This is a genomic window from Streptomyces sp. NPDC051243 (genome assembly GCF_044455405.1).
In the GTDB taxonomy this organism is placed as follows: Bacteria; Actinomycetota; Actinomycetes; order Streptomycetales; family Streptomycetaceae; genus Streptomyces.
The window spans coordinates 22091-34245 of sequence record NZ_JBITES010000019.1 but is presented as its reverse complement, the minus strand read 5'-3'; the positions used below and the strand labels follow the sequence as shown (position 1 = coordinate 34245).

The following is a 12155-nucleotide window of genomic DNA, read 5'->3' as shown; positions in this document are numbered from 1 at the left end:
TCTGTGGAACGCGCCCGGCTACTCGACCGAGAACCAGCAGGTGATCATGCAGGTGCTGCCGCAGGGTTCCGGGTTTCGGTCGCTGTCGGACAGCCGGCTCTCCTCAGCGAGGAGGAGCTGGAGCGCGTCCGTCTCGATTTCCATCACGCCACCTTCTTTTCGGATACGGGTCCGGTCACCGGTCACCGGTCACCAAACAGGTTTGGTTGCAGGTCTGGGAGCAGGTCTGGGCGCAGGATTCGTTGTCCCCGTCGCCGATGTACAGCTGGCTCTCCTCGGCGAGGAGTAGCTGCAGCGCGTCCGCGTCGATCTCCATGGGCTGTGACTCCCGTCATCTCGGGTATGTTGCGCAGACGGCCGGGCGCGCGCGGATTGCGCGCCCGGCCGGTTCGTCAGAAGACGCTGCTGACGTTGCAGGTGATCTCGCAGCTGTAGCCGCAGCTCGCCGCACAGGAGAACGTGCCGCAGTTGTCCGAGTCACCGAGGTCGAGCCGCGCCTCCTCGCTGTTCAGCAGCTGGAGGGCGTCGAGGCCCAGGTCGATGGTGGTGTCCATTTCCGTTGGTCACCTCCTCTCGAGTGTCATACCGGTTCCGGCTGGTCGGCGGATCAGCCGGTGACGGTGCAGGAGATGCCGCAGGTGCCCTTGCAGGTGGTGCCGTCACAGGTGATGCCGCAGTTGCCCTCGTCCTCGTCGCCGATGTACAACGACGAGTCGGCCGGACCGAGCAGCTGGAGCGCCTCGATCTCGAGTTCCATGTCCATGAATTCACCTCCCTTCCCTCGGTGTTGCTTTCAGTGGTGTGCCGCGGCCGCGAGAAGCGGCCGGTGTTCCTGGCCGGAGGACGCCCTTCGCACGGCGTCGGGCAGGGCCAGGAAGTCTGTGATCTCGCGCGATTGCGGGGCGTTCGCCAGCGCGGTGAAGGCCGCGTGTCCCCGGTCGGCGGGCTCCCGGTAGGTGACATGGCCGTGTCCCGCGTCGATCAACCGGTGCGCCAACGCCCGTGAATGCGCGACCGGGATGGTCTCGTCGAGGCGTCCGTGGAGGAGGAACACCCTCGTCCGGATCCGCTCCGCGAGCCGCAGCAGGTCGCGCGGCCCGAGTGCGTCGTCCACATCGCCGTGGCCGGCCAGCCGGTCGATGAGGTTGCGGGTCGGCGGATTCGCGTCCGCATACAGCGCCGATACGGAACTGAACGGCGCCACGGCCACACACCCGGACCATCCGTCGGGGTCGGCGGCCGTCGCCAGCAGGGCAAGGAAGGCGCCGTAGCTGCTGCCGTAGACCGCCGGCCGGGGTGCGCCCGGTCCGCGCGTTTCGTCGACGTAGGCGCGCAGTGCACGGATGTCCGCGAGATCGGGTCCGCCCCACGCGCCCCGGATGGCATCCGCGTGTTCACGCCCGTAGCCCGTGCTGCCGCGCTGGTTGGGCGCGATCACGGCGAGACCCGCGTCGGCGAACAACTGGAACAGGGCGTCGAAGCCGAGCGTCCAGTGCCGGTCGGGCCCGCCGTGCAGCGCGATCACCACGGGGGCACCGCCACGCCAGTCCGGCCCGTAGACCACGGCTTCGACGGGGCCGACCGCGCCGGGCAGCCGTTCCAGTCGGGCGGGATGCCGTCCGGACTGGGCTTCAACCCACCGCAGTTCACTCTCCCTCGGCCCCATCCACCCGAAGACGGTGGGCCTGGTCGGGCCGGAGAACGGCAGCCACAGTCCCCGGTCGGTCCAGGCCGCCTCCGGCCCGAGGACTCCAGGGGGCGTCGCCACCTGGCGGACGGCACCGGACTCCACGTCGTACAGGGCGAGTTCGGAGCGCGCGCCCCGGTTGACCGCGGCGGCGAGGAGGCCTCCCGTCGGGTCAAGAGCCAGCGGCGTGACGGTCGAGTCCGCGGTCCGCGGCCCGTCCAGGAGGTGTACGGCGGTGCCGGTCGCCACTCCCAGGCGCAACCCGGCGTCGGTGTCCACGGCCAGCAGCACCCGGCCCGCGCGGGACAGCAGGACGTGGGCTCCCGTACGGGAGTCGGCGCCGGTGAGCCGGGTGACCCGGTCGCGTACGGGTACGGCGGGGTCGATCCGCAGCGGAGTCGGTGTCCCGTCGACGACCGCGGTCACCGCCAGGCAGGAGCCGATCGTCGCGCTGCCGCCCAGTCGTCCGGGCAGCCGCGTGATCGGCGTGAGCCAGGGGTCGTCGTCGCCGACCCGGAAAACCGTGGAGTGCTCGTCCGCTCCGTAGGCGATGGCCGTGGCGATCCAGCCGGGCAGGTCCAGGCCGGGCAGCAGGCGCAGCGGTGTCGGACAGGAGCCGAGGGGCCGGCGTCCGCCGGTCCGGTCGAACAGGTCGATCCGCTGGACACCGCCAGGCTGGTGCCAGGAGAGCAGGGCGCGGCCGTCGTCGAGCGCCACGCACTGGGTCAGGGGCAGCTCCTGGTCAAGGGGGACCCGCAGTCTTCTGCGGGGGCCCGCCTCGGTGAGCTCCCAGGTCTCCAGGTGGCGGCTGCCGGCCTCGTCCTGGGCCACGCAGACCGCTCTCAGCCCGCTCGGTGAGAACGCTCTGCTGCCACGGTGAAGGGTCCGGGGCCTCATGCGGGCACCTCGTCGGCCCCGGTGACGATCGCGGTGACCGGGGTTGCGCCCCGCCCGGGCCGCCCGGCTTCGTCGAGCAGCGGGCGCGGACCGCCGTGCCGCAGACGCAGCAGGAACGAGAGGGTTCCGGCCAGGCCGACGCCGTAGTCGACGGTGACGCGCGTTCCGCTCTCGTCGGGCAGCAGCGCACGGCCGTCCCGCAGGGCGTGCCGGGTGTTGAGGGTGGCGGCGAGGTCCTCGGCCATGGCGCGGTACGGCCCGCCGAGGGCCTGGTCCATGTCGAGCAGGAAGTCCCCGTTGCCGGCCAGCCCGTGGCAGACGGCGGTCCCCGTGAACGGGCGGGCCCGGTGGACGGCGGTCGCCGCCTCCTCGGCCAGTTCCCTCAGGGTGTCCTCGCCGGTGGCACGCCACAGTCGGATCAGGAAGGTGCCGACCCCGGAGGCGCCGCTGCACAGGTGGTACAGCATCCCGGTGCCGTTCTCCGCCGTACGGTCGGTGCGCCAGCGTGCCCCCCAGGCGCCGCGTTCGGCGGCGCGGATCAGGGTGTCGCCCGCCTCGCCGGCCAGGGTGAGGAGGTTTTCCCGGCCGGTGGCCAGGGCGGCTTCCAGGAGGAAGGCGCCCACTCCGGCCACGCCATGGGCGTAGCCGAGGTGGGTGATGCCGGCGAGCGCGGAGTCGAAGTCCGCCGGGACGGGCCAGAACACCCCGTCGTCGCCGCGCACGGCCGCTTCCGCGAGGCCGTCGGCACATGCTGCCGCGCGGTCCAGGAACTCCTCACGTCCGGTCGCCCGCCACAGGCGCAGTTGCGCAAGGCCGGCTCCGGCCGCGCCGTGGAACAGATCCGGGTTCGCCCAGCGCAGGGGCAGGGCCAGCGCCAGCCGTTCCGCGCGCTCGGCGAGGCCGGTGTCGTCGAGACGCCGGGCCGCGTCGTGGAGTGCCCAGGCGGTGCCCGCGCGGCCGAAGCAGAGGCCGGGCAGGGGCGGTCGGGCGTCGGTCAGGTCGAGGCGGGTGGTGAGCCAGGAGGCCGTCCTGGCCATGGCTGCCCTCAGGTCAGGACGGGAGAGCGCGGCGTCGGCCTGGGCGAGGGTGACGAGGACTCCCGCGGCGCCGTGCTGGACGTTGCACGGGTCCGTGCCGTCGCCGAAGGGCGTGCTCTGCCAGAGTCGTTCGGCGCCGTCGTCGGCCATGGTCGCCAGCATGTGGGCCAGGCCGTCGTCGATGAGCCGGTCCACCGGGTCCCCGCCGGGGTCACGGGGGCGCGGCAGGAATCCGGAGGGGGCGGAACGCGGCTCTTCCGAGTGCTTCTCCAGCCAGTCGATGAGCCGTGCCGTCGACCAGCGGTCCTCGGGATCCTGCGCGCACAGTCCGCGCACGGCCGGCGCCAGCGTCCGGGCCGCCGCGTTGTGCTCGACGGCGAGGGCCAGGACGCCGTCGAGCCGTTCCACGACCGTACGGCGGTCCGCCGGTTCGTCGGCCGCGAAGGCCGCATGGGTGCCGGTGGCGAGGAAGAAGACGGCGGCGCCCAGGGCGAAGAGATCCACGGTGAACCCCGGGATCGGGCCGTACCGGGGACCGCGTACGTACTCGGGGGCACCGTAGCCCGGGGTGTACGCGCGGGTTCCCCACTCCCCTGGGCGGGCCGCGAACTCGGGGTCGATGAGCCGGAGTTCACCGTTCGGGGTCACCATCACGTTGTTGGGGGTGAAGTCCCGGTAGACCAGGCCCCGGTCGTGGATCTCGCCGAGCAGACGGGCAAGCCGGAGCGCCATGTCTCGCACGTCTTCGACGGGCAGTCCAGTGCCGAAGTCCCGCAGTGCGGCGAACCGTTCGTGGACCCAGCGCGCCAGAGTGACCCCGGGCACCACCGTCTCGACGAGGAAGGTGCGGTCCTCATGGTCGAAGAGCTCGACGAGGCCGGGGCCGAGCCCTGCCAGTACGGTCAGCGCCGCCGCCTCCGCGCGCAGTCCGTCCCGTGCGTCAAGTCCCGTGTACCAGCTACCTACGTGCGCGCGGGCCTCCTTGACGATGACCTCGTCGCCGGTCTGCCGGTCCACCGCGCGGTACACACCGCCGCGGGCGGAGTGCCGGATCGCGTCGTGGACGGCGTAGCGGTCCCGCAGCAGCACTTGACGGGGTGCGCTCGGCGCCTTGCCGGGCCTCCCCGGCGGGCCGGGGAACGGCAGCTCCGCCCAGTCCGGCGGTGAGAACCAGGGGTTGCGCAGATCCTCGACCGTGCTGCCGTCCGGGGCCTGGAGCCTGGCCTGGTGCACGCTTTCGTTGCTCACGTGAGGGACGCCGCGGAACGCGCCGTAGCGGTAGTGGACCACGCTGCCCGGGCGGTAGGGACGGTCGGACAGGATGCGGGGGCCCGGCAACCCGGCCGTGGCCTGGTCCAAATCCTCGGCCAGGGCTCGCAACTGGTCGTCGTCACGAGGGTAGGCGGTGATGAACTTGCCGCACTGGGCGCGGTCGTAGCGTATGCCCGTCAGTTCCTCGACGTACTCGGCGCGCGCGGCGAACTTGAACGGACAGCGGTGACGTACCAGCACCCGCGTGGCTCGGACCAGTACCTCGGGCGCCGAGAGCGGGGTCGCGGACACGTGCAGCTTCCAGCCCTGCACCCGGCGCTCCTGCGCCACCGGCCCGACCCGGCACCAGAAGCCGCTCTCGGCGGTCTCCCAGTCCGGCGTGCCCGCGTCGTCGAGCACGAAGCGCACCAGTGCCTGCAGAGGAAAGCCGGTGTCGCCGGCCACAGGGTTGCCCAGTGCCACAAGGACTCCAAGATCGAGCGTGCGGGGAAGACCGAAGGAAAGGCGGGAGAACCGTCTCCGGCCGCCCCTTCCTGCGAACACGATCGATTCTTCGTACTGCCGCCTCCCACAGCATTGGGGAGATCCCTATCCCGAGTTGGGACGTCAGCCGTGGTTGCGTCCACGTCCAGCTGGGGTGGCTGCTCCTGCGGCTCACGGGACGGTCGTGGCCAAACGGTCAGGCCAAGTCATGGTGGGCGGTGGGAGTCCGTATCACCGCGCACCCTGCAGGAGGGGCCATCCGGACGCGGTGCTGAGAGTGTCCGTGGTTCATGGTGGTGCGTGTCCTTCGCGTCTGATGGGCGTGCCCGGCAGACGCTGGTCCTGAACGGCGACGTGGTGGGTTCCGGAGCTGAATGATCACTGAGCAAACAGCTACCAACCGAGACGCAAGGGAATCGGCGGCCGGCTCTGATGCCGCAGGGTGGGTGCGGTGAGGCGGGAGGATCTCCGGCACGGGTATCGGCAGCGATCACCCCAACCGAGACTGAGCTACCGGTCACGCCTCCCAACACGCGACAGCCGTGCTGGCACAGCGTCGGTAGAACCACGCAACTCTCCACGGACATGTGCGGCAGCATGCCTGCGAAAGGCGGGCTGACGTTCGTGGGGCATCTAGCATTTCAATCACGTCCAATTGGACGTCATGGCTGGTCGGAAGGGGGACATGGTATTGGCGGGTGAAGTCACCGATTGGCCTGTCCGAGCCTTTCCGGCGCTGGGCACTGCTGCGCCGACCGTCACAACGGAGGTACTTGGCGGGCTGCCCGTCACCGACATGTCCAGCCTGGAGTGCGACGCGGCCAGAGGCACCCGAAGCACCCTGGTGTGGCGCCTGTACACGATCGCCACCGACGGTGACTCGACCACGGACTGGTCGACCGAGTATGCGCCTCGGTTGTCGCGATCGGCCGGGTCGGCGAAGTCTTCGACTTGCTGACCGCTGTGTCTGGCGGACGAGGGGCCGATTGGCACGCCTCACGCGAGGACAGGCAACGGTCGCTCGACACCCACCACACCCCACCGCCCGCCCTGGGAATCGACGGTGAGAGAGACGTGCATGCGGATGGAGGCTTGCAGTGATCAAGGAGTTGCTCCAGGACCTCATGTCGACCACGTTCGGTGCCTGGACGCCACAGGACGGATGTGCTGACGACGAGATCACGGCTGCCGAGGACCGCTTGGGGATCAGCCTGCCGGACGCCTTGCGTGACTACTACGCTGCGGCGGGCAGGCACGCGGAGCTGATGGGTACGGGCGGTCACGAGCACACCTTCCGGCTGAGCGCTCCCAGGCACCTGAGCCTTGAGGACGGACAACTGGTCTTCTGTGGGGAGAACCAGTGGCCCGCGCAGTGGGGCGTGCGCCCGGACGATGCCGGCTGGCCCGATCCCAGGGTCCACGGGCGGGCCGCGCCGGGCAAGAAGTGGTACAGCGAAGCCCGGAGACTCTCGGCCTTCCTGATCAATGTCGCCGGCAGGCAGGCGGTCGAGGCGCTCCCGTGCCAAGCCACGTGCCGGCTACGTGAGGGTCAATTGGAGGCTGTCGAGCCACTGCTGGGCTACATCGGGTCTCGCGAACTGCACCAGGGCGGTCACTGGTTGAGCTTTGTCGACCGATCGAGCCGCGTAGTGGCCCACTATTCCTACAACACCTCGACACTGCGCATCGGGGCAGTTTCCCCCAGCGCACTCGAGTCGCTGCGCGAGCGTTCAGGACTTCCACTCAATGCGGCGTGAAGCCGACGCAGCCGACGCGGTGGCCCCCCACGAGGTACGAAAATGATCTGCCTCCGCCCGGCGACGCGCTCGCGGGGATTGGAGGCCGCGTGGATTGGTTGGGGGTGACAGAGGGCGGACTGTGGGTCGTCTTGCCTGCGGGGGGGGCTCGGTGGAACCACGTATCTGGCTACGGAATCCTGTGGTGAGGGTCCCAGGCTCGGGGGGTGTGTCGGTGGGGTCGGAAATGATGGAGCTCATGACTGATGAGCCATACTCCCGGCTGGCTGCCGAGCATCTACCGGATGATCTTGTTCAGCGCTGGACAGCGCTCCTGCGCCCGTGCGCACGCCTGCGCCAGGCCGAAGCCGGCGAGCAGATCGTGGCTGTCCTCGGCGGGTCCCCGGAGCTTCCGGCCGGGGCCGCCTGGCCCGGATACGGCCCCTTGTCCTTCGTCGCTTCAGTGCGGTGTGCCGCACTGCCCCGATACGGACTTGCCGAGGAGTTCCCCCAGGACGGAACCCTGCTCTTCTTCTACTTCGACGGCCAGGTGGACGAAGACGCCTTCGTGTCCGTCGACGACCCCGAGACCTGGGCCGGTGCCCAGGTGCTGTACGTCCCGGAGAACACCCCCGTCTTGCCAACAGATACGCCCCCTGTCCTGGAGGCATTCCCGCGCGTGGAACTCAGTGCGGACACCGGGCAAAGCGCCCCGGACTTGTGGCTGCCCCAGGCCAGGCGCGCTCTGCTCGGCGATCTCGGCACTGGCCCCACCCCCGCGACACCCCGGCCGAGCTCAAACCGTTCGTCCGCGCCTTCGGGCACCTGCGTACCCGGATCGACCACCAGATCGGCGGCCACGCCGTGCCCGTCCAGGGCCCGGTGGAGTACGAGCTCGCGAACGCGACACTCGGCGGCATGTACGCGTGGGGCGACCAACCGCTGGACCAGGAAGCCGAACGCTGGGTTCTACTTGCCCAGTTCGGCAGCGACAGCGACGCGAAGATGACCTGGGGCGAGGAGGGCGCCCTCTACTGGCTCATCCGCTCCGAAGACCTCGCCGCCCACCGATTCGACGAGGCACGGCTCATCGTGCAGGGCTAGCGCCCGCAAGTCGTAATCACGTTGGGGCCGCCACCTGCTCGGTTGCAGTGGTTTGTTTGGGAGCGGCCCTGGTGGCTGTGCCGCTGCTGGTCAGGGTGGCCGGAGTCTGTTGGGAGGGGTGCAGGGTGCCGGGGTCGGTTTCGAGGGCGGCGGCAACGCCGGCCGATGTGAGGCGGGCGCGGGCGGAGACGGCGACGAATCTTCCAGCTGCGTTGGTGGCACTGTGGAGTGTGCGGGACGGCCTTCTCACAGAATCCGGTGTCGCGGTGTACTCGGCCGGGGACATCGGTGAACGCAACGCCACTTACGAAGTCGCGCAGTACGCTCCAGGTTTCCTCCTCATCGGCGATGACGGTGGTGGCCGCGGATTCCTCCTGCGTGCCGATGACCCGGAGTCCGCCGTGTTCTCCTCCGGTCTGGGCGATCTGGAGCCTGCGGACTTCGACGTCGTGTCCGCGGACTTCGCGTCCTGGATCGAATCGCTGCGTCCTGCCCCTTCCTGCTGACAAAGGGCGGGGCGGCACCCAGCCGGGTGGGCTCGCCACGTTTGGCCGCTCGACGCCCACGACGACCCGGCGGCCGCATGAGAACGGTGAATGATCACTCCGTCGGAAATCGACAGCAAGGTCGTCCGTCAGGAGGCATCGGCCGCACACCACACGGAGGCACCACACACCGCGATCTGACCCGGCATCGACGTGGATCAGGGCTGCCCGGAGGTCCGTTCGGGCCCGTTGCCGGTCAAGGTCCGGGACCACCGCGAGTGCAGAGCGGCAGGTCCGTGAAACTACGTAATGCGGTACGGGGATTCACTGCGGGGCGCGTGCACGCGCCGTGGATGTCGGTGGGCACGGCTACCGTCCTGATCATGTCTGGTGATCTTCGGAGTGGCGGGCAGGGCGATGAGCAGGCCCTGGCGGATGAGCAATTGACGGATCCGGCATTTTTGGTGACCGCGGATCCGGACGAGGTCATGGCACTGACCGCTGTGGCGTCCAGGCCTGCGGCACGGTTGGCGGCGGCGGTCTACCGGGCGTCGGCGCACGCCCATGGTGACGCCGACGCGGCCGCCAGGCGGCAGATCCTGGCGGTGGACGCGGCCCGCTTCGGGGACCGCGAACTGTCCGACCGTATCGCCGCCATCGAGATACCGGACGTGCCGGCTGTGCGGTGGCGGGTGGAGTGGGCCAGCGGGTCGCAGGTCCACCCCGGATTCCGCGGCTTCCTCGACAGCCTTCGCGGCGGCTGGCCACCTCCCGTGGTGGCCGTCGACGGCCGGCCGACCACGATCACCCTTGATGACAACACGATGTCGCTGATGGATCCGGCCACCGGCCAGGAGCTTGCCAAGGCCGCGCTCACCACTTCCGCGCGCGGTGAGGAGACGACCGCCGTGGTCGACGGCCGGCCGCTCAGAGTCAGTTGCGCCGGGCCTGACCTGCTACCGCGCATTCTCGACGCTTCCACTGGCGAACTGCTCGGTGTGCTGCCAGGCAGTGGCAAGTCCGGTTCAAAGATAGCCAGTGTGGAGTCGGTTGTGATCGGTGGCAGCCCCTGCGTCATCGCCCAGGACGTTTGGTTGACGTTGGTGGTGTGGGACCTCAGCACCCGGAAGCTGATCGGTGAGCTGCGGACCGAGGGGGACGATCTGTCGTCGTGGGCGGTTGTGACGCTGGATGGACGGCCTCACGTGGTTACCGGTAGCTACTACGGCAAGGTCGAAGTGTGGGACCTCGCCACCTGCGAACGGGTCGGCTCGGAACAGGGCGACGACCGCGACCTGCAACTGATGGTGCCGGCGATGATCGGCGGGCGGCCACACGTCCTCACCGCCGGCCGCGACAGGCACGTGGGGCAGCCGCTGTCAACCACCGGCGTGTGGAGCGTCGATCCGCTGCAGCGGATCGACCGGCTTCCGGTCGGGGTGAACAAGGTGGCTACGGCCACCCTGGGCGACCGCTGCTATGCCTTCACCAACGACAGCGCGGTGTGGGAGTTGTCCCCCGCCGCGCCGGTGGGCAACAGGACTCCGGGCCACAGCGCCACCGTGGCCGCGGTGGCGACCATCGTGCTCGACGGCCGACCCGTGGCCGTTACCGGCAGCCACGACGAGACGATGCGGGTGTGGGACCTCGGCACCGGGCGACCCGTCGGGCCGCCGTTGTTCGCCGACCCGGACGAGACGAACAACGAGTACGACGGTGTGACGGGCGTGCGGGCCGCAGTCGTCGACGGCCATCCCTACGTCGTGGCCGAACACAGCGACGGCTACGGACCTACGGTACGGGTGTGGGACCTGGCCACTTACGCGGAACTCACGGGCGATTCCTGGCCCACGGAGATCAGCGAGTCGATGATCGACGACATCCAGTTGGTCCCGGAAGAGACGCGGCTGTCGGTCAACGGCCGTACCTGCGCCGTGACGATCTCCCCCGACCCCGAACTCGAGCGTTCCGCGATCTCGTTCCGGGACCTGGACACCGGCCAGGAGATCGACGACACCCCGTTCGGCCCGATGTCCGCGTTCGCCACCGGTACGGTCGGTGGCCGTGTGGTGGCGGTGGTCGCCTCCGGACGGCGGGTGCGGCTGTGGGACTCCGCCGGCGCCCCGGCCACCGTCACCGACGAGTTCGTCTTCCCGGGCCCCGTCGACACGGTGGCCGTCACCCCGGAGGGCCGGCTCGTGATCGGCTTCGGCCGCGACCTCGCCGTACTGTCCCGCCGCTGATCTCAACGGCATCCGCCCCGGCAGAGGCCTCCGAGCCGGCATCCGGCACCTGGACGCGCGTCTTCATCGACGAGGCGTACTTCCGGCTCGGGAAGGAGAGCCAACGGAATGGCCGTTGACAGCTGGGCCGATCTTGACACCGTGCAAGTTTCCGTCACACCCGTGAGGTTCTCATGACGATCTATTTCTATGGTGCCGATGAAGTCCCTTATGGATGCTTCTCGAACTTCTCCGATCACGGCTTCGAACTCGACGGGGCATGGTGGCCGACCTCGGAGCACTACTTCCAGGCGCAGAAATTCAAAGGCACCCGCCACGCGGATCTCATCCGGCATGCGCGCACGCCGCTGCGGGCAGCGGAGCTGGGCCGTGACTCGTCCAAACCTCTGCGGAGGGACTGGGAGCGGGTCAAGGACGACGTGATGCGCCGTGCGGTGGCAACCAAGTTCCGCGTACATGCCGATATCCGTGACATTCTGCTTTCCACCGGTGACGAAGAGATCGTCGAAGACACCACCACCGAGCACTACTGGGGTCGAGGCAGGACCGGGAACGGAAAGTACATGCTCGGGCGAATCCTGGTGCGCACCCGTCACCAGTTGCGCGCCGAACTCGCCGAAGCCCTCGACGCCGATAGCCGCCGCCCAAGACCGTGAACCGGGAAGGGTGTACGAAGAAGCGCGAGCAGATGGCGTCGTCGTAAGTCCCCGACAACCAGGGCGTGAGACCAAGACCGAGAGAGGAAGTAACACCGGTGGACGAGGACGAGAGCCTACGCCTTTACGGTCTCCACCCAGTCGGCACCGACCTCGACGAAGTGCGCGAACTGCTGAGAGGTCAGACGGAGCGTGAGCGACGCTCTCAGGGCGCGGGCGACACCGAACTGATGAAGCTCTGCTGCGTCCAGTTGTTCAATGCCGGCGTCATCGATGACGTACTCCTCATCTGGAGCGCGAAGACCGCGAGTATGGACGCCGCGTGCTCGATCGATGTCCAGCTGCTGTGCGGACGGGGACTCACCGAGACAAAGGCATACCTCTCGCTCCTTCGTACACCGGAAGCGGAGGCGGCCCATCAGCGGCTGCTTGAGTCCGAAGAGGCGGGCGATTTCGAGGGCTTCCGGGTCGAGGAGTACTCGGCCCAGTACGCCGACTACTACGAGTGAGACAGCTGGCTAGCTGGTCGCGATCCGAACTTCCCCGCCTCGGGTG

12 protein-coding genes and 1 pseudogene are annotated in these 12155 nt (G+C 69.3%); 7 read left to right on the top strand and 6 right to left on the bottom strand.

Annotated features, from left to right (window positions below):
• Positions 1–18: 18 nt before the first annotated feature.
• From ACIBAG_RS37795 to lanL, 6 genes are all read right to left on the bottom strand, one after another.
• Positions 19–144 carry a hypothetical protein gene (locus tag ACIBAG_RS37795; protein ID WP_399111683.1) on the bottom strand — a complete coding sequence of 42 codons (126 nt, stop codon included), beginning with the start codon at positions 142–144 and terminating at the stop codon, positions 19–21.
• Between the two features lie 31 nt (positions 145–175).
• Positions 176–316: a hypothetical protein gene (locus ACIBAG_RS37790; RefSeq protein WP_399111681.1), complete on the bottom strand. Its 141-nt coding sequence runs from the start codon at positions 314–316 to the stop codon at positions 176–178.
• A 76-nt stretch (positions 317–392) separates the two neighbouring features.
• Complete coding sequence (locus ACIBAG_RS37785; protein ID WP_399111679.1) at positions 393–554, bottom strand: hypothetical protein; 162 nt, start codon at positions 552–554, stop codon at positions 393–395.
• 53 nt (positions 555–607) lie between these two features.
• Positions 608–763, bottom strand: a complete 156-nt coding sequence (locus ACIBAG_RS37780; RefSeq protein WP_399111677.1) for a hypothetical protein — start codon at positions 761–763, stop codon at positions 608–610.
• 30 nt (positions 764–793) lie between these two features.
• Positions 794–2518: an alpha/beta hydrolase family protein gene (locus tag ACIBAG_RS37775; RefSeq protein WP_399111675.1), complete on the bottom strand. Its 1725-nt coding sequence runs from the start codon at positions 2516–2518 to the stop codon at positions 794–796.
• Between the two features lie 62 nt (positions 2519–2580).
• Positions 2581–5355 carry a class IV lanthionine synthetase LanL gene (lanL, locus tag ACIBAG_RS37770; RefSeq protein ID WP_399111673.1) on the bottom strand — a complete coding sequence of 925 codons (2775 nt, stop codon included), beginning with the start codon at positions 5353–5355 and terminating at the stop codon, positions 2581–2583.
• 1118 nt (positions 5356–6473) lie between these two features.
• On the opposite strand from lanL, the gene ACIBAG_RS37765 reads away from it, so the two are divergent.
• The 7 genes and pseudogenes from ACIBAG_RS37765 to ACIBAG_RS37735 all read left to right on the top strand — a co-directional run bounded on the left by ACIBAG_RS37765 (position 6474) and on the right by ACIBAG_RS37735 (position 12109).
• Positions 6474–7133: an SMI1/KNR4 family protein gene (locus ACIBAG_RS37765; RefSeq protein WP_399111671.1), complete on the top strand. Its 660-nt coding sequence runs from the start codon at positions 6474–6476 to the stop codon at positions 7131–7133.
• A gap of 226 nt (positions 7134–7359) precedes the next feature.
• Positions 7360–7686 (top strand): annotated as a pseudogene (locus ACIBAG_RS37760) (DUF1963 domain-containing protein); the annotation flags it as partial.
• Positions 7687–7832: 146 nt separating this feature from the next.
• Entirely contained in the window at positions 7833–8216 is a 384-nt protein-coding gene (locus ACIBAG_RS37755) for a DUF1963 domain-containing protein (protein ID WP_399111669.1), read from the top strand.
• A 71-nt stretch (positions 8217–8287) separates the two neighbouring features.
• Positions 8288–8722 carry an SMI1/KNR4 family protein gene (locus ACIBAG_RS37750; RefSeq protein ID WP_399111667.1) on the top strand — a complete coding sequence of 145 codons (435 nt, stop codon included), beginning with the start codon at positions 8288–8290 and terminating at the stop codon, positions 8720–8722.
• A 362-nt stretch (positions 8723–9084) separates the two neighbouring features.
• Positions 9085–10944, top strand: a complete 1860-nt coding sequence (locus tag ACIBAG_RS37745) for a WD40 repeat domain-containing protein (RefSeq protein ID WP_399111665.1) — start codon at positions 9085–9087, stop codon at positions 10942–10944.
• A gap of 173 nt (positions 10945–11117) precedes the next feature.
• Positions 11118–11600, top strand: a complete 483-nt coding sequence (locus tag ACIBAG_RS37740; protein ID WP_399111663.1) for an NADAR family protein — start codon at positions 11118–11120, stop codon at positions 11598–11600.
• 98 nt (positions 11601–11698) lie between these two features.
• Positions 11699–12109, top strand: a complete 411-nt coding sequence (locus ACIBAG_RS37735) for a hypothetical protein (protein ID WP_399111661.1) — start codon at positions 11699–11701, stop codon at positions 12107–12109.
• Positions 12110–12155: the final 46 nt, after the last annotated feature.